The organism is Vibrio sp. 1F279 (assembly GCF_041439815.1).
GTDB classification, from domain to species: domain Bacteria; phylum Pseudomonadota; class Gammaproteobacteria; order Enterobacterales; family Vibrionaceae; genus Vibrio; species Vibrio tasmaniensis_A.
In genome coordinates this window covers 67,462-85,144 of the sequence record NZ_JBGOOU010000016.1, presented here as the reverse complement: position 1 = coordinate 85,144, position 17,683 = coordinate 67,462, and the positions used below count along the sequence as shown (strand labels likewise).

Below are 17,683 nucleotides of genomic sequence, written 5' to 3'. Positions count from 1 at the left end.
CATGAAATACCAAAGCCACAAACAAAAAAACGCTGACTTTAAGTCAGCGTTTTTATTTGCCTTCTATTTAGAGAAGCAGCATCATCTGTTCAATTAGTCGTTTTCTACGTTGAACAGGTTTTCCATATTCAGACCTTGCTTGATAAGAATCTCACGTAGACGGCGAAGACCTTCAACTTGGATTTGACGAACACGTTCACGAGTCAGGCTGATTTCACGGCCTACTTCTTCTAATGTTGACGGTTCATAACCTAATAGTCCAAATCGACGTGCAAGCACTTCTTTCTGCTTCGGATTCAGCTCATCAAGCCAGAAGATCAACGAGTTCTTAATATCGCTATCTTGAGTTGAAACCTCAGGGTCTGAGTTGTTGATGTCCGGAATTATATCCAGTAGCGCTTTCTCACCATCACCACCAATAGGCGTATCAACAGAGCTCACTCTTTCGTTTAGACGAAGCATCTTGCTCACATCACCAACAGGTTTGTCTAGCTTAGAAGCAATTTCTTCTGCCGTTGGTTCATGGTCAAGTTTTTGTGAAAGTTCTCTTGCGGTACGTAGGTAGATGTTCAGCTCTTTCACAACATGGATTGGCAAACGGATAGTGCGAGTCTGATTCATTAGCGCACGTTCAATGGTTTGACGAATCCACCATGTTGCGTAAGTTGAGAAACGGAAGCCACGCTCTGGGTCAAACTTCTCTACGGCGCGAATCAAACCTAGGTTGCCTTCTTCAATAAGATCGAGAAGTGCAAGACCACGGTTGCTATAACGACGAGAAATTTTTACGACCAAACGCAGGTTACTTTCGATCATGCGTTTGCGTGCTGCTTCATCACCGCGTAGAGCTCGACGTGCATAAAGCACTTCTTCTTCAGCGGTTAATAGTGGTGAGAAACCGATTTCGCCTAAGTAGAGTTGAGTCGCATCTAAGCTTTTAGACGTAACTTCAGTCTCTTCTTTCGCTTCGGTTTTCTTAGTGACTGTTCGTTTTGCTTTTCCAAGAGCTTCCTGTTCCGTGGTTGCTTGGCTAAGATCGAACTCTTCTTTGGTTACTGCATTGCTTATACTCATAACGCCTCCCCCTGGCGAAATTAGCATGACATTACAACTTCATATGTCGCTAAATGACTATGTCACTCCATACAATACGTAATTTTTACATATTGTATTTAAGGTAAATACCGTTTGGGATTAACTGATTTACCTTGGTAACGAATCTCAAAGTGCAGCCTGACACTGCTGGCTCCAGAGCTTCCCATTGTTGCAATCTTCTGCCCTGGTTTCACACTTTGCCCTTCAGATACTAATAGTCGGTCGTTATGCGCGTATGCACTTAAGTAATTATCATTGTGCTTCACAATCACTAGATTGCCGTAGCCTCGTAATGCATTACCCGAATAAACAACCGTTCCCCCTGCAGTAGATACTATTGGCTGACCTCGCTGTCCTGCTATGTCTATGCCTTTATTTCCTTGTTCGCCTACAGAGAAATTCTTAATTACTCTCCCTTTCGTTGGCCATAACCATTTGGATACTTTGTTACTCGTTGGTTTTGTTGGCGGTGTAACATTCTGTTTACCTTTAGAACCAACATACTCCTTTGATTTGGATTGTACAACCTTCTTTTGTAGATCTTTTTTCGCCACTTTGGTGGTTGTTTGAGCGGGCGCAGGTTTAGATTTTTTACTCTTTTGAGGTGTTGTTTTAGGTTTGCTTGAGGCCAACAAAGTTGTGGATGCGGCAACAGGCGCAGCGACGGCTGCAACCGCTACCGTTGATTTACCATACGCTGGAGCGTTGTAGCTAGGACGCCATAACTTAAGGCTCTGTCCGGGATGGATGGTATAAGGTGCAGACAGATTGTTATAGCGAATCAGCTCTTTAACATCTTTATTTGTTACGTAAGCAATAAAATAAAGGGTATCGCCTTTTTTCACTTCATAGTAACTACCACGATAACTACCACGATAACTACCACGATAACTACCACGATCAATCGATGAGTAATTCTTGTTTAAGCTTGAAACTGGCGCAGGCGAATTCGCAGCACACCCAACAAGTGCACAGCTAAGCAGTAGAGAACTTCCTTTAAAAACCTTCGAACGCATCGACTTTCTATCCACCTACACCATTAATAATTTTATTAAGCTAACTCACCAGGTACAAGAGGTACAAATCGCACCATCTCGATAACACTCGATAAGAACTCATCACCGTGGCGAACAATCTTCAACAGTTGCTGTTCGTCATCTCCGACCGGAATTAATAAGCGGCCTCCATCTTTCAACTGCTGCAAAAGCGCTTGAGGGATCGACTCTGCAGCAGCGGTGACAATAATCGCATCAAAAGGCGCCTTAGAAGACCAACCTTGCCAACCATCACCGTGCTTGGTTGAGATGTTGTAGAAATCGAGTTGCTTCAACCTACGCTTAGCATCCCATTGTAGCGACTTTATTCTTTCAACCGAATACACGTGATCAACCAACTGAGCCAAAACAGCCGTTTGATAACCAGAACCCGTTCCGATCTCCAAAACGCGGCTGTCTTGTTGTAACTCAAGCAGCTCGGTCATTTTAGCAACAATGTAAGGCTGAGAAATTGTCTGCCCCTGCCCGATAGGCAGCGCATTATTATCATAGGCCTGATGATGCATAGCCTGTGATAAAAAGCTCTCTCTCGGTAGTAAGTAAATAGCATCAAGAACCTTTTGATCCTGAATACCATTTTCTATCAGAAAAGTAACTAAGCGCTCAGCTTGTGGATTACTCACTTATTTATCCCCTAACCATGTAGTCATCGCACCCAACGACTCATGTGCCGTCAGATCAACTTGTAGTGGTGTTACCGACACAAAACCATGTTCAATGGCGTAAAAATCAGTACCCTCACCAGCATCTTGCTCCTTACCCGGAGGGCCAAGCCAATAGATATCATGACCACGTGGGTCTTTCTGCTTAATCATATCTTCAGCATGGTGACGAGCACCTAGACGTGTCACCTGAGTACCCGATATTTGGTCTAATGCTAAGTCAGGGACGTTCACGTTTAACAGGCGATTGGTCGGGATTGGGTTTGCTAAATGTTGTTCGACAATACGGCGAGCAACCGCTGCCGCTGTCTTAAAATGTTGTTTTCCAACCAGAGAAAATGCCACCGATTGAACACCTAAAAAGTGGCCTTCCATTGCTGCTGCGACTGTACCTGAATAAAGCACGTCATCACCAAGGTTAGCTCCGTGATTAATACCCGTTAAAACCAGATCAGGCATGTCACTCTTTAGGAGTTCGTTCAATGCGAAATGTACACAGTCGGTCGGTGTTCCTTGTACCGAATAGGTATTTCTAGCAATCTCTTGAACACGCAAAGGCTGTTCCAAAGTTAATGAATTTGAAGCACCAGAGCGATTACGGTCAGGTGCCACAATGATAACTTCAGCAAGATCACGTAATTCATTTGCCAGCTCATGAATACCTTGAGCATGCACACCATCATCGTTGCTGAGTAAAATCTTCATCTTGTATCCTTTCTTTTGTACCAATGCCAAGTCACTTAAATACCGATATAAAGTCACTTAAATATCAATATAAAGTGACTTAGACCCAAGCAGAATCATTATTGCTCGTAGGTTCTTTCTACGTGTACTTCTTCAACTAACTCACGAACGATAGCGGTTGCGAAGCAGCCTGCGTCCAGAGAGAATTTAAGAGTGACATTGTCTTCGTTTACTTTCCACACTAAACCCATCGGCTTCAACGAGGCTTCACGGCGATCATGGCGCATACGGTTGCCACAAATAAGCGCCATTAGATCCGGTTCAGCATCAAGGTGTTTCTGCTCTAGAGCTTGAGACGCATCCGTCGTCGGTAACGCATTATCTCCAGCTAAAGCAACGGTAATAAACGCAGAACCATTGGCGATATCTTGGTTTACAGCTTCGATATTAGCGGCTGTCACAGCAAGTTGAGCATCGTTTTTAACTACAATATCGCCGACCAATGCCGAAGCAAACGCATCGTGCTCAATACGGTCAGAAAGAATTAAGTTGTAGATCCAAGAACGAGCTGCAGAGAGGTACAAGCTGCGCTTATTTTGATTACGCGTACGAACGTTTTCACGCCCCCAACGACGAGCTTCAGATAAGTTGTTACCTTCATTGCCAAACCTCTGAGCACCAAAGTAATTTGGCACGCCCACTTGAGCGACTTTTTCCAAACGTTTGACTACATCATCGCAGTCCGTTACTTCAGACAAAGTTAGCTCGAATTGGTTGCCAACTAAATCGCCTGGACGTAACTTTTTGTTGTGGCGTGCTGTCGCCAAAATCTCAATGCTTGGGTATTGTGCAAGAAAAGCAGAAAAGTCAGGTTCACCTTTTGGTAGATGCACGCTCAACCACTGTTCTGTCACAGCATGACGGTCTTTCAAACCAGCCCAACTCACGTCTTTCGACTTAACACCACACGCTTTAGCCAGCTCGTTTGCTACAAAGCTCGTGTTCTCACCCGTTTTACGAATACGAACCATAAGGTGTTCGCCTTCACCAGTGAACTCAAAACCTAAGTCTTCATTAACGACAAAGTGTTCGGCTTTTGCTTTTAGTTTTGCTTTCGCAGTTGGTTTACCGTTTAGATAAGCCAATGAAGATAAAATATCTGACATGCTGTTCTTTTCGTGTTGGTGCTTACGCACTTTTAGTAATTAGGACCACCGCTTCACATGCGATGCCCTCTTTGCGACCTGTAAAACCTAAACGCTCAGTGGTCGTCGCTTTTACATTCACATTGCTAATGCTGGTTTCTAAATCTTGTGCGATAGCGTGGCACATAGAGTCTATATGAGGCGCCATCTTTGGAGCTTGCGCCATGATAGTAATATCGGCATTACCAATCACGTAGCCTTGTTCTTTTACTCGACGATAAACATCTTTTAGAAGTTCACGGCTATCCGCGCCTTTCCACTCATCATCAGTATCGGGGAAATGACGACCAATATCACCGGCAGCAATCGCACCTAATAAAGCGTCACTCAACGCATGAAGGGCAACATCACCATCTGAGTGTGCGATAAGACCCTGCTCATAAGGGACTCTAACGCCACCTATAATTACCGGACCTTCACCACCAAACTTATGTACATCAAAGCCATGGCCAATACGAATCATCATTATTCCTTATTCTGACTTAAATAGAACTCAGCAAGTGCTAAATCTTCAGGCTGAGTAATCTTAAAATTATCTGAACGCCCTGCCACTAAAGCGGGCGATAAACCTTTCCATTCAAAGGCTGAGGCTTCATCGGTAATCGAAACGCCTTGTTGCAACGCCTCGCTTAATGCATTCCACAGAGGCTTTGCTCTGAACATTTGCGGCGTAAGTGCATGCCATAGATCGGCTCGCTCAACGGTATGTTCGATCTGCCCTTGGGCACCTCGCTTCATCGTGTCACGAACTGGCGCCGCTAAAATAGCCCCTACATCATGGCTCATCGCGCCGGAAATTAGCTTGTCGATATCACTGAGTTGAACACAAGGCCTTGCCGCATCGTGAACCATTACCCAATCGCTAAGCTGCTGCTCAGCGATACAGTTTAGCGCAGAGAGTACCGAATCCGCTCGTTCGCTTCCGCCAGACACTCTGACCACTTTGGGATTCTGGTTGAGTGCTAACTCCGGGTAATAGGGGTCATCATCGCTGATCGCAACGACAATTTGAGAGACTTGTGGATGAGACAGTAATTTCTCAATGGTGTGCTCTAAAATCGTTTTGCCGTTAATCTTAAGATATTGCTTAGGGCGGTCTGCTTTCATTCGGCTACCGACGCCCGCTGCAGGTACAACGGCAATCACACTTTGAAGTTGAGTCGACATTAATGGGATTCCTCACCAATGATGCGGAAAAACGTTTCGCCTTCTTTTACCATTCCAAGCTCATGACGTGCGCGCTCTTCTATCGCGTCTAAGCCTTGGCGTAGATCATCGATTTCCGCAAACATCTCTGCGTTACGAAGATGGAGCTTTTCGTTTACTTGCTGTTGAACTTGGATTTCGTTGTTCACACCGTAGTAATCAGAAATACCATTTTTACCGAGCCACAGTGTGTGTTGTAGCCAGCCAAACACTATGAGCAGTACTAAAGCAAAAATTCGCATAACACCTTTCGCCGGTTGAAAAAGAAGGAACTAGAATAAGGCACATATATACCATAATGAGCTTATTGGTGCGAGATATGTGGTGTTAGGGAATCAATAAGTCGGAGAATTATTGTCGGGATAGATATGGTAACAATGAGATTCCCTACTCCTTCCTTCGTCAGTCTAGGGAATAACGAACTTTAGATGTAACGAGGAGGAGCTTTAGAAATTAGATCTCACTTTCCTACAAGCAAAAAAAACGCCCTACCGAAGTAGAGCGTTTTCAAAAGCTTTAAGCTAATAATTCACGAGGCTTTAAGTCTTGAAGAAAGTGCTGACCTTTAACGTCTTTAAGACCGCTTTCGTTGTAAAAAGGAGGAGTTTTAGAACCTAGAGCTTCTTCCCGTCATTTTCTACAGACAAAAAAATGCCCCGCATAAGCGAGGCATTTAAAAAGCTTAGATTAATAATTCGCTAGGAATTATTGACCTTTAACTTCTTTAAGACCGTTGTAAGGAGCTTTAGAACCTAGAGCTTCTTCGATACGGATAAGTTGGTTGTACTTAGCAACACGGTCAGAACGGCTCATAGAACCAGTTTTGATTTGACCTGCAGCTGTACCTACCGCTAGATCAGCGATAGTTGCATCTTCAGTTTCGCCAGAACGGTGAGAGATTACTGCAGTGTAGCCAGCGTCTTTAGCCATCTTGATAGCAGCTAGAGTCTCTGTTAGAGAACCGATTTGGTTGAACTTGATAAGGATAGAGTTAGCTACGCCTTTCTCGATACCTTCAGCAAGAATCTTCGTGTTTGTAACGAACAGATCGTCACCAACGATTTGAAGCTTGTCGCCTAGAAGTTCAGTTTGGTGCTTGAAGCCATCCCAATCAGACTCGTCAAGACCATCTTCGATAGAAACGATTGGGAAGTTGTTCGCTAGCTCAGCTAGGTAGTGGTTGAACTCTACAGAAGTGAAAGTTTTACCTTCGCCCTTCATGTTGTAGATACCAGCTTCTTTGTCGAAGAACTCAGATGCTGCACAGTCCATAGCAAGAGTAACGTCTTTACCTAGTTCGTAACCAGCAGCTGCAACAGCTTCTGCGATAACTTCTAGAGCTTCAGCGTTAGACTTAAGGTTAGGAGCGAAACCACCTTCATCACCAACTGCAGTGCTGTAGCCTTTAGACTTAAGAACTTTAGCTAGGTTGTGGAATACTTCAGCGCCGATACGTAGACCTTCTTTAAGAGTCTTAGCGCCAACTGGTTGGATCATGAACTCTTGGATGTCAACGTTGTTATCTGCGTGCTCACCACCGTTGATGATGTTCATCATTGGTAGAGGCATAGAGAATTGACCAGCAGTACCGTTTAGCTCAGCAATGTGCTCGTAAAGAGGCATGCCTTTCGCAGCAGCAGCAGCTTTTGCGTTAGCTAGAGATACAGCTAGGATAGCGTTCGCACCGAACTTAGACTTGTTTTCAGTACCGTCTAGGTCAAGCATGATTTGGTCAACGTCAGCTTGTGCTTTAGCGTCAGAACCTACTAGAGCTTCAGCGATTGGGCCGTTTACAGCTTCAATAGCTTTAAGAACACCTTTACCTAGGAAACGTGATTTGTCGCCGTCACGTAGCTCAAGAGCTTCGCGTGAACCAGTAGATGCGCCAGATGGAGCAGCAGCCATACCTACGAAACCGCCTTCTAGGTGTACTTCAGCTTCTACAGTTGGGTTACCACGTGAATCGATGATTTCACGACCTAGAACTTTAACGATCTTAGACATTGAATGTTTCCTTCTCGTTGAATATATAAATGTCAAATTTAAAGGTAGCAGCACAACTTACGCAGCTACCTGTATTCCTTTTTACTTCTCTAATTCGCCGCGCTGGAACTCGCCAGCTGCTTTAACGAAACCTGCAAACAATGGGTGACCATCGCGAGGTGTTGAAGTGAACTCTGGGTGGAATTGAGCAGCAACGAACCATGGATGATTCGGGTTCTCGATAACTTCAACCAGTTTCTTGTCCGCAGATAGACCCGATACTTTTAGGCCCGCTTTTTCAATTTGTGGACGAAGATTGTTGTTCACTTCGTAACGGTGACGATGACGTTCATGGATCGTCGCGCTACCGTATAATTCGTAAGCTTTTGTCCCTTTCGCTAGGTGACAAAGCTGTGAACCAAGACGCATTGTGCCGCCAAGGTCAGATGTTTCTGTACGCTCTTCAACTTTACCTTCGCCATCAGTCCACTCAGTGATAAGACCAACAACTGGGTACTTAGTTTCAGTACAGAATTCAGAAGAGTGTGCCCCTTCCATTTTCGCAACGTTACGAGCGTACTCGATAAGTGCTACTTGCATACCTAGACAGATACCTAAGTAAGGTACTTTGTTTTCACGAGCGTATTGAGCAGCAAGAATCTTACCTTCAACACCACGATCACCAAAGCCACCAGGAACTAGGATTGCATCTAGGCCTTCTAAAACTTCTACGCCACGAGACTCAACGTCTTGTGAATCTACGTATTTAATATTAACGCTTAGGCGATTTTTCAAGCCCGCGTGTTTTAGCGCTTCATTTACTGATTTGTATGCGTCTGGTAGTTCAATGTACTTACCAACCATACCAATCGTCACTTCACCCGTTGGGTTAGCTTCTTCGTAAATTACTTGTTCCCATTCAGACAGGTCTGCTTCTGGAGCTGTGATGCCGAAACGCTTACATACAAGTTCATCAGTGCCTTGAGCTTTAATAAGCTGAGGGATCTTGTAGATAGAGTCAACATCGCGCATAGAAATAACTGCATTTTCTTGCACATTACAGAACAGAGCAATTTTCTTACGCTCGTTCGAAGGAATGTTGCGGTCTGAACGACAAACTAGAATGTCTGGCTGAATACCAATAGACAGCAGCTCTTTTACAGAGTGTTGCGTTGGCTTAGTTTTCACTTCGCCCGCAGCTGCTAGGTATGGCACTAGAGTAAGGTGCATGAACATTGCGCGTTCACGGCCTAGCTCTACTGCTAGCTGACGAATCGCTTCCATGAATGGTAGAGATTCGATATCACCAACCGTACCACCAACTTCAACTAGCGCGATATCGTGGCCAGCTGCGCCAGAAATTACACGTTCTTTGATAGAGTTAGTGATGTGCGGGATAACCTGAATAGTTGCACCTAGGTAATCACCGCGACGCTCTTTAGCGAGTACGTCTGAGTAAACACGACCTGCAGTGAAGTTGTTACGCTTAGTCATCTTGGTGCGAATGAATCGCTCGTAGTGACCAAGGTCAAGGTCAGTTTCAGCGCCATCTTCCGTAACGAACACTTCACCGTGTTGAGTCGGGCTCATTGTGCCTGGATCAACGTTGATGTAAGGGTCAAGCTTCATCATAGTCACTTTAAGACCACGAGCTTCTAAAATAGCCGCAAGAGATGCTGCTGCAATACCTTTACCTAGAGAGGATACAACCCCGCCAGTAACAAAAATGTAATTTGTCGTCATGTTTAACCTGAAATTGGTTGAATGAGGGAAATGGATTACTTCTGGACGGGATGAAAATATACCAGAAGCCCCTTATCGCCACAACGTGAAATCTATCACACTGCTATTTTTTATTTTTTGCTTCAAATCAATTCATGATAAAAGCTTTGATGATCTTTTCTCCGCCACTTTGACTTCATCCCATATGGAATCAAGCTGTTGTAGAGAAAAGTCGGTCAAAATTTTATCTTGCTGACGAACTTTTTGTTCCACACCTTTAAAGCGGCGTGAAAATTTCAGATTGGCTTTATTGAGAGCCGTTTCTGGATTTTTACCCAAATGTCGCACTAAATTGACGGTAGCAAACAACAAATCACCCAGTTCTTCTTCAACTAAATCTTCGTTTGGCGTTACTTGAAGCGCTTCTTCTAGCACCTCATCAACTTCCTCTAAAACCTTGTCGGCGACTGGACCAATAGAATCCCAATCAAAGCCAAATTTCGCGACTTGCTTTTGAATTTTTGTAGCACGCGAAAGTGCAGGTAGAGAGTTTGGTATTGAGTCTAGAATACTTTCTTGAGTTTTGCCTGCCTGTGCTTTCTCTTTGGCTTTTTCAGCTTCCCAGTTGGCATTAATTTCGTCATCACTGGCAAACTCTGTATCAGAAAATACGTGTGGATGACGGCGCGTTAGCTTCTCATTGATACCGTCGACCACATCAGAGAACTCAAACAAGCCCTGCTCTTTTGCTAATTGACTGTAGAAGATCACCTGAAACAACAGGTCACCCAACTCTTCTTGCAGGTTTGGCCAATCTTTGTTGTGAATCGCGTCCACCACCTCGTAGGTCTCTTCGATAGTATGCGGCACAATTGTTTCAAAATTTTGTTTCAAATCCCAAGGACAGCCACCTTCAGGATCGCGCAGCTTAGTCATGATCTGTTCAAGTTGTTCAATCGGGTGATTCATCGTTTTATTCCTATTCACTGTCTTTGATTTTTAAATTTATACCGTCTTCTAAAACTAAAAAAGGTGAGTAGCCAAAACCACTCACCTTTCTATTTTTTCGGTCATCCTCAAGAGCGAAGAATGAGCGAGTTGGGGATCTCAAATCGCTTGGAGAGATTCCCTATCCACGTTCGTCCCTCACTGTAGGGAATGACGACTATCTTTGTTTTACTAAGTAATTGGCTCTTCTAACAAGGCAACAAACTTACGAGACTTCTGAGCATAGCTTGCCTATGTGATGAAGCGAGTATAGTGCAGTTAACACAGTTAGAAGGCCAAGTACGACGTAAAAACTAGCCTAGGCGTTTTACGCTCATAACATCTTTGATCTGTTCTACTCGGCTTGTCACTCGACTCAGAATTTCAATATTGGTCACTTCCAAATCGAAATCCATCACCGACAGCTGACGTTTATAGTCAATACGGCTCTTCATTGTCGTCACACTGACTTTTTCGTTCAAGAACAGGGATGTGATGTCTTTCAACAAGCCGGTACGTTCTAGCGCCTCTACACGCAGTGTTAAGATATACGAGCCTACAAAACCATCTCCCCACACCGTATCGATGATACGTTCAGGGGCATGTAGGTTAAGTTCACTTAACTGCTCACAATCGCTGCGGTGTACTGAGATACCACGCCCTTGAGTAATGTAACCTTTGATCACATCCCCCGGGATAGGCTGACAACAACGAGCCAAGTGGGTCATTAGGTTATCAACACCTTCAACAACGACAGCATCCTTTTTCGGACGGCTCTGATGCGCTGGCTTATTGTCAGACTCAAGCAACTTCTCGAGTGCTTTCTTATCTTCTTCTTCAGCCGTCGGCTTATTGACCAGAGCATTGATGTGATTAACCACTTGGTTAATACGCAAATCGCCGCTACCAATACCTGCATACAATTCATCAGGTGTATTGACGTTGAATCGTTTCAGCGCATATTGCTCAGCATCTTTCAGTGTTGCGCCGACTCTGCCTAGCTCGACTTCTAGGATGTCTCGTCCAGCTTCGAGGTTTTTCTCACGACTCTGAGCGCGGAACCAAGCGTTAATTTTTGCTCGAGCTCGACTTGAATGAACAAAACCTGTGGTCGGATTTAACCAATCACGTGATGGATTCGGTTCTTTTTGAGTAATGATCTCAACTTGATCGCCCATCGCCAACTTATGAGTAAACGGAACGATTCGACCTGCGACTTTGGCACCGATACAACGGTGTCCAACCATCGAGTGAATGTGGTAAGCAAAATCCAACGGCGTTGCACCCATTGGTAAATCGACCACATCACCGCGTGGTGTAAAGGCATAGACTCGGTCATCAAAGACTTGGCTACGTACTTCATCCAGCATTTCGCCAGAATCTGACATCTCTTCTTGCCAGTCGATAAGCTTACGCAACCACGTGATTTTCTCATCGTAGCCACTGCGTACACCGCTAGAAGCACCTTCTTTATACTTCCAGTGCGCAGCCACACCTAACTCAGAGTCTTCGTGCATTTGCTTGGTACGGATCTGAATTTCGATGGTCTTGCCTTCAGGGCCAAGAACCACGGTATGAATCGATTGGTAACCATTGGGCTTAGGATTCGCCACATAGTCATCAAATTCACTTGGAAGATGTTTATATTTTGTGTGAACCACACCTAGACCGGCATAACAATCTTGCAGTTGGTCAGCAATAATACGTACCGCACGCACGTCAAAAAGCTCATCAAACTCTAAGCCCTTTTTCTGCATTTTACGCCAGATGCTGTAGATGTGTTTGGGACGACCGCTGACTTCAGCATTGATGCTTGAACGGTTCATTTCTGATGTTAGGTCATCAACAAAGTCAGTGATGTATTGTTCGCGCACGATACGACGCTCTGACAGCTGTTTGGCAATCTGCTTGTAGGTATCTGGTTGTTGATAGCGGAAAGCGTAATCTTCAATTTCCCACTTTAGCTGACCAATGCCCAAACGGTTTGCAAGAGGCGCATAGATGTTAGCACACTCTTTTGCTGCCGCACGGCGAACAGCATCAGGGGCCTTTTTTACCTCGATGAGGTTGCAAATTCGTTCTGCTAGCTTGATGACGACGCAGCGGAAATCATCGACCATGGCCAGTAACATTCGACGAACGTTATCTACTTGTCCCGAGGCAGCACTGCCTTCAAGGGTAACGTTGAGCTGGCCCAAAGCTGCCATTTCTTCAACGCCATCAATTAACTTTACGGTTTCTTTACCGTAGCTTTCTTCAAACGCTTCACGTCCAAAAACGCCGCTTGAAACAACGGGGAAAAGTTGCGCTGCAATTAAAGTGGCACGGTCCATCGACAACGTAACCAAGATTTCGATCATCTCACGTCCACGCCAAAGCAGGAGCGACGCTTGCTCGTGATCTTTTAATAGCTCTTCACAGTGACGATAAACTTTGGTCAGTTTATTCGAGGTTTTTACGTCTTGATTCAGTGACGCAATCCAACTTTCTAGCTCAAACTGTTCGCTTGGGTTTAAATGTGCGCTTCGTACCGCAACCATCATGCCTTCCTAGTTATTATGTTTTATACCCAATTCAATATGACTAACTGATTCCAAGTTAGTTCGACTCATATTGATATCAGCGCAGGCTTCCCTGCGCCTTTGTGATTCATTTTTAAGCCTTATTTAAGGGCTTCTAAGCCTTGATAAAGAGAGCCATCGATTCTAAATGACTGGTATGGGGAAACATATCCAACATACCAAGTTTGGCTAATTGATAGCCTTGTTTTTCTAAACTCTCAGAATCTCTCGCTAGAGTAGCAGGATTACACGAAACATAAACCACACGCTTCGCTCCTAACGCTGAAATTTGATCAACGATCCCACTCGCTCCAGCACGTGCAGGGTCAAGTAATACTTTATCGAATTTCTCTTTTGCCCAAAGCTGTGAAGATAAATCTTCTTCGAGGTTCGCTTGATAAAACTCCGTATTGCTTAACTGGTTTAACGCCGCATTAGCCGTTGCCTGTTGAACCATTTCATCAACGCCTTCCACACCAACGACAAACGCCGATTGTTGTGCGATAGGCAGACTGAAGTTGCCTAAACCACAAAACAGGTCAAGCACACGCTCATCCGCTTGAGGCTCTAACCACTCAATCGCTTGAGCAACCATCTGTTGGTTCACTTTCTGGTTAACTTGTATAAAGTGGTTTGGCTCAAAAGGTAAGGTTACACCGGTTTCACTATAGCTTGGCGAATCACCCACCAAACGAACCAACTTATCGGTTTCTGGCATCGAGTACAGCGTTACACCTTCTTCTTTCGCGAGCGTCATCAACGCTTGCTCATCTTTTTCAACCAAAGGTTTAAGGTGACGCAGCACCATAACAGGGCCAGTATCACCCAACACCAATTCAACATGTCCTAAAGACGTAAGGCTACTGAAAGTGTTCAGTAAACTTTTCAGTTTTGGCAGCAATACATTAAGGCGAGGGTCAAGCACCGCGCAGTCGGTGATGTTTTCAATCTGTTTACTTTGTTTCTTACGGAAACCAAACTGAAGCAGCTGTGTCTTCTTATCAACAAACAGACTGATACGCGCGCGACGACGATAACCGGTTTCATCACCGACAATCGGCTGGGCGACTTCGGTGTTAGCCGTTTGGTATTTGCTCATCAGGTGCGTCAAAGATTGTGATTTATGCTCAACCTGAGATGAGTAATCGAGATGTTGAAGATGACAGCCACCACACTGATTAAAGTGCTTACAGAATGGCTTTAAACGCAGCTCACTCGGTTGAAGTAATTTGATGAGTTTTGCTCGAGAAAACTTACTTTTGCTCTCAGTAAGTTGAATAACCACCTGCTCACCGGGCAATGCGCCATCAATGAAAACGGGTTTGTTCTTCTGATAAGCGATGCCAGCGCCATTGTGATCCATTCGTTCAACCAAAACCGATTGATGCTTGGTCTCGAGTTGAGTTTTCTTTTTTGGTTGGAAAAAACGTGCCATTGCTTGTGCCTAATGTATCTTTTAATAAGTAATTGGTATCCAGGACTCACTATTCTGTCTTGGAATCATTGTCGAACGTCACGGCTTTGATTAAGCTTACCGTTCACTTAACCGCCATTGTGTGCGTTATTTTCCCATATCCAGACCTCGATGTAATTAAAGAACATGACCAGATATGGCTTAAGAGCCCGTGTAATTACCTTAACTCTAGCTCCAACCCTGATTATTGGGCTGCTATTGAGTGCATTTTTCTCATTTAACCGCTATCAAGACCTTGAGGGTCAAGTGGTTAACACTGGTACTAGCATCATTGAACCACTAGCGATTGCGAGTGAGTCTGGCATGAAGCTCGAAAGTCGAGAGTCTGTTCGTCAGCTGATTAGCTATGCACATCGAAAAAATTCTAAGTTAGTGCGCAGTATTGCGGTGTTTGATGAACGCCATGAGTTGTTTGTAACGTCAAACTTCCATCCTGATTTTGAAAGCCTGACCTATCCGAAAGATAAACCGATTCCGCATTTAAGCTCATCGAACCTGCTCGATAACACGCTGATTCTTAGGACACCCATCATCGCTGAGGGACAATACATCAACTCAGCTAATGGCCAGTCTCAAGCGAACCAAGCGATCGGTTATATTGCGATAGAGTTAGACTTGTCGTCACTTCGATTGCAGCAATATCAAGAAGTGTTCTCTGCCTTCTTGGTGCTGATCCTCGGTCTTGGGCTTTCTGGGGTATTTGCCTTCCGCTTGATGCACGATGTAACCCAACCGATCACACACATGAAAAACATGGTCGACCGAATTCGTCGTGGCCACTTAGATGTGCGTATCGAAGGCAAAATGCATGGCGAGCTTGATTCACTGAAAAACGGTATCAACGCGATGGCGGTCTCGCTATCAGAATATCACGTCGAGATGCAACACAGCATCGACCAAGCAACATCTGATCTGCGTGAAACCCTAGAGCAATTAGAGATTCAAAACGTTGAGTTAGACATTGCGAAAAAACGCGCTCAAGAAGCGGCACGTGTTAAATCTGAGTTCTTGGCTAACATGTCTCACGAATTGAGAACACCGCTTAACGGTGTGATTGGCTTTACTCGTCAGATGCTCAAGACACACCTATCGAACAGCCAAACCGATTACCTGCAGACCATTGAACGTTCAGCAAATAATCTACTCAGCATCATCAACGATATTCTTGATTTCTCGAAACTGGAAGCCGGTAAATTAGCGCTCGAGAACATCCCATTTGAGTTCCAAGCGAGCCTAGAAGAGGTGGTTAACCTTCAAGCCACTAATGCTCATGAAAAAGGTCTTGAGCTTACGCTTAACATCGACCCGAAAGTACCACCAGGCGTTGTTGGTGATCCACTGCGTATCCAACAGATCCTGACTAACCTCGTGGGTAACTCGATCAAGTTTACCGAGCGTGGCAACATTGACATCAGCGTTGAACTTCGTTCACAAAGCGAAGACAGCATTGAGCTGCAGTTTATGGTTCGAGATACGGGCATTGGTATCTCAGAGCGCCAACAAGCACAACTTTTCCAAGCCTTCAGCCAAGCCGATGCGAGCATCTCTCGTCGTTATGGTGGTACAGGCTTAGGTCTGGTAATCACCCAAAAACTGGTCAGCCAAATGGGCGGAGAGATCAGCCTAACCAGTCGTCTTCACCAAGGCTCCACCTTCTGGTTCACCCTGAGACTATCGACTACCGATATGCCGATGACAGAATTAATTGAGACTCAGTGCCTGCAAGACAAGCAACTGCTGCTTATCGAGCCAAACATGCAAGCGGCATCAATTACTCAGCAGATCCTAACCCAAGAAGGCTTGGTGGTAACGTACCGTTCGGTTATGCCTGACGAATCTACCTCGTATGACTACGTTCTACTTAACTTAGCCGCGAACCAAGAGTATCAATTTGATACCGTGAGTGGTTGGGCGATTGGCGCGAAGAAGATCGCTCAGAACGTGATTATTGGTACACCAAGTACCGAGCTAGCGTTGGGTGAGCAATTGATGAAAGAGGTCGATGTTCAATGCATTACTAAGCCTCTCTCTCGCAAGAAGTTGCTGCAAACTTTGGTATCAAATCAAGCGCCAACCTTAATTGCACCCGCTATTGAAACACATTCAGAAGAGAAACTACCGCTTACGGTTTTGGCGGTCGACGACAACCCAGCCAACCTTAAACTGATTACTGCGCTGCTAAAAGAGCGCGTAGAGACAGTGATCAGTTGTACTAGTGGTCAGAAAGCTCTCGACAAAGCGACAGAGACTCCATTTGATGTCATTTTCATGGATATTCAAATGCCGCAGATGGACGGCGTGACCGCTTGCCAAAAAATTAAGGCGTTGGCGAACAATGCAAACACGCCTGTGATTGCTGTTACTGCGCATGCAATGATGGGAGAGCGTGACCGACTACTTGAAGCAGGTATGGATGACTACCTAACCAAGCCTATCGAAGAGCATGTGTTACAACAGGTTCTTATTCATTGGAGCCCTACCTCTGAGATTGAGCACATTGATAAAATAGACCCAGATCACCCGGCGGTCTCTGCTGAAATCGACCACAACTCTGTTTCAGAAGTTGAAGCCAGCGAGCACAAGAACATCATCATTGATTGGCAAGCTGCTTTGAAACAAGCCGCCAATAAAGAAGACCTCGCACGCGATATGCTGCAAATGCTCGTAGATTTTATTCCTGAAGTTTATGAAGCCGCGGAAAAAGCGATCGAAGACAGTGACTACCCCGTTGAAGCGCTGACACACATCATCCACAAGATGCATGGCAGCAGCTCATACAGTGGGGTACCAAGGCTTAAGTCGGTATGTGCAACGATAGAGAAAGAACTTCGTTCAGGCACTTCTGTTGAAGACATTGAACCGGAGCTTTTTGAACTTCAGGATGAATTAGATAAGGTTCAAGCAACCGCGATTCATTATTTGAAACCAGCCAAGACCTAGCGAATATTTCTTACTCACAAATATTCATTAAACGATTTACCAGCCAATAAAAAAGCAGAGCTCATGAGCTCTGCTTTTTTCTGTCTAGAACCTAGGGTGCTAGATATAA

The 17,683-nt window shown here is 44.8% G+C and carries 14 protein-coding genes; 1 reads left to right on the top strand and 13 read right to left on the bottom strand.

The window, feature by feature from the left end:
- Window positions 1-93: 93 nt before the first annotated feature.
- The 13 genes from rpoS to rlmD form a co-directional block, all read right to left on the bottom strand.
- Window positions 94-1,074, bottom strand: coding sequence for an RNA polymerase sigma factor RpoS (gene rpoS, locus ACED60_RS13450; protein WP_041472911.1), 981 nt, complete (start codon window positions 1,072-1,074; stop codon window positions 94-96).
- Window positions 1,075-1,172: 98 nt separating this feature from the next.
- The gene (locus tag ACED60_RS13445; protein WP_371727748.1) at window positions 1,173-2,111 is read right to left on the bottom strand and encodes a peptidoglycan DD-metalloendopeptidase family protein; all 939 of its coding nucleotides are present in this window, start codon (window positions 2,109-2,111) and stop codon (window positions 1,173-1,175) included.
- Window positions 2,112-2,146: 35 nt separating this feature from the next.
- Window positions 2,147-2,773: a protein-L-isoaspartate(D-aspartate) O-methyltransferase gene (locus tag ACED60_RS13440; RefSeq protein ID WP_009847638.1), complete on the bottom strand. Its 627-nt coding sequence runs from the start codon at window positions 2,771-2,773 to the stop codon at window positions 2,147-2,149.
- On the bottom strand, window positions 2,774-3,517 hold the full coding sequence (gene surE / locus ACED60_RS13435; RefSeq protein ID WP_065678044.1) for a 5'/3'-nucleotidase SurE: 744 nt from the start codon (window positions 3,515-3,517) through the stop codon (window positions 2,774-2,776).
- 98 nt (window positions 3,518-3,615) lie between these two features.
- On the bottom strand, window positions 3,616-4,662 hold the full coding sequence (gene truD, locus ACED60_RS13430) for a tRNA pseudouridine(13) synthase TruD (RefSeq protein ID WP_371727747.1): 1,047 nt from the start codon (window positions 4,660-4,662) through the stop codon (window positions 3,616-3,618).
- A 22-nt stretch (window positions 4,663-4,684) separates the two neighbouring features.
- Window positions 4,685-5,164, bottom strand: coding sequence for a 2-C-methyl-D-erythritol 2,4-cyclodiphosphate synthase (gene ispF / locus ACED60_RS13425; RefSeq protein WP_041472915.1), 480 nt, complete (start codon window positions 5,162-5,164; stop codon window positions 4,685-4,687).
- Window positions 5,165-5,166: 2 nt separating this feature from the next.
- The gene (gene ispD / locus ACED60_RS13420; protein WP_009847642.1) at window positions 5,167-5,868 is read right to left on the bottom strand and encodes a 2-C-methyl-D-erythritol 4-phosphate cytidylyltransferase; all 702 of its coding nucleotides are present in this window, start codon (window positions 5,866-5,868) and stop codon (window positions 5,167-5,169) included.
- Window positions 5,868-6,149, bottom strand: a complete 282-nt coding sequence (ftsB, locus tag ACED60_RS13415; protein WP_012604777.1) for a cell division protein FtsB — start codon at window positions 6,147-6,149, stop codon at window positions 5,868-5,870. The genes ispD and ftsB overlap by 1 nt, the downstream gene beginning before the upstream one ends.
- Window positions 6,150-6,612: 463 nt before the next feature.
- A complete protein-coding gene (gene eno, locus ACED60_RS13410; protein WP_009847644.1) occupies window positions 6,613-7,911 on the bottom strand; it encodes a phosphopyruvate hydratase in 1,299 nt (432 codons plus the stop codon).
- 81 nt (window positions 7,912-7,992) lie between these two features.
- Entirely contained in the window at window positions 7,993-9,633 is a 1,641-nt protein-coding gene (locus ACED60_RS13405) for a CTP synthase (RefSeq protein ID WP_012604779.1), read from the bottom strand.
- A 132-nt stretch (window positions 9,634-9,765) separates the two neighbouring features.
- Entirely contained in the window at window positions 9,766-10,581 is an 816-nt protein-coding gene (gene mazG / locus ACED60_RS13400; protein ID WP_029223900.1) for a nucleoside triphosphate pyrophosphohydrolase, read from the bottom strand.
- 332 nt (window positions 10,582-10,913) lie between these two features.
- Window positions 10,914-13,139: a GTP diphosphokinase gene (gene relA / locus ACED60_RS13395; RefSeq protein ID WP_009847647.1), complete on the bottom strand. Its 2,226-nt coding sequence runs from the start codon at window positions 13,137-13,139 to the stop codon at window positions 10,914-10,916.
- 136 nt (window positions 13,140-13,275) lie between these two features.
- Window positions 13,276-14,595 (bottom strand): 23S rRNA (uracil(1939)-C(5))-methyltransferase RlmD, encoded by a 1,320-nt coding sequence (gene rlmD / locus ACED60_RS13390; protein WP_371727746.1) that lies wholly within the window; start codon window positions 14,593-14,595, stop codon window positions 13,276-13,278.
- 165 nt (window positions 14,596-14,760) lie between these two features.
- On the opposite strand from rlmD, the gene barA reads away from it, so the two are divergent.
- The gene (gene barA, locus ACED60_RS13385) at window positions 14,761-17,574 is read left to right on the top strand and encodes a two-component sensor histidine kinase BarA (protein WP_371727745.1); all 2,814 of its coding nucleotides are present in this window, start codon (window positions 14,761-14,763) and stop codon (window positions 17,572-17,574) included.
- The last annotated feature ends 109 nt before the right edge of the window (window positions 17,575-17,683 follow it).

Bases quoted from the DNA above. Each gene is read 5' to 3' on its own strand.
- ispF (WP_041472915.1), bottom strand. From the start codon at position 5,164: ATGATTCGTATTGGCCATGGCTTTGATGTACATAAGTTTGGTGGTGAA.
- ACED60_RS13405 (WP_012604779.1), bottom strand. From the start codon at position 9,633: ATGACGACAAATTACATTTTTGTTACTGGCGGGGTTGTATCCTCTCTA.
- rlmD (WP_371727746.1), bottom strand. From the start codon at position 14,595: ATGGCACGTTTTTTCCAACCAAAAAAGAAAACTCAACTCGAGACCAAG.
- relA (WP_009847647.1), bottom strand. From the start codon at position 13,139: ATGGTTGCGGTACGAAGCGCACATTTAAACCCAAGCGAACAGTTTGAG.
- rpoS (WP_041472911.1), bottom strand. From the start codon at position 1,074: ATGAGTATAAGCAATGCAGTAACCAAAGAAGAGTTCGATCTTAGCCAA.
- mazG (WP_029223900.1), bottom strand. From the start codon at position 10,581: ATGAATCACCCGATTGAACAACTTGAACAGATCATGACTAAGCTGCGC.
- ACED60_RS13445 (WP_371727748.1), bottom strand. From the start codon at position 2,111: ATGCGTTCGAAGGTTTTTAAAGGAAGTTCTCTACTGCTTAGCTGTGCA.
- truD (WP_371727747.1), bottom strand. From the start codon at position 4,662: ATGTCAGATATTTTATCTTCATTGGCTTATCTAAACGGTAAACCAACT.
- barA (WP_371727745.1), top strand. From the start codon at position 14,761: ATGACCAGATATGGCTTAAGAGCCCGTGTAATTACCTTAACTCTAGCT.
- surE (WP_065678044.1), bottom strand. From the start codon at position 3,517: ATGAAGATTTTACTCAGCAACGATGATGGTGTGCATGCTCAAGGTATT.
- ispD (WP_009847642.1), bottom strand. From the start codon at position 5,868: ATGTCGACTCAACTTCAAAGTGTGATTGCCGTTGTACCTGCAGCGGGC.
- eno (WP_009847644.1), bottom strand. From the start codon at position 7,911: ATGTCTAAGATCGTTAAAGTTCTAGGTCGTGAAATCATCGATTCACGT.
- ftsB (WP_012604777.1), bottom strand. From the start codon at position 6,149: ATGCGAATTTTTGCTTTAGTACTGCTCATAGTGTTTGGCTGGCTACAA.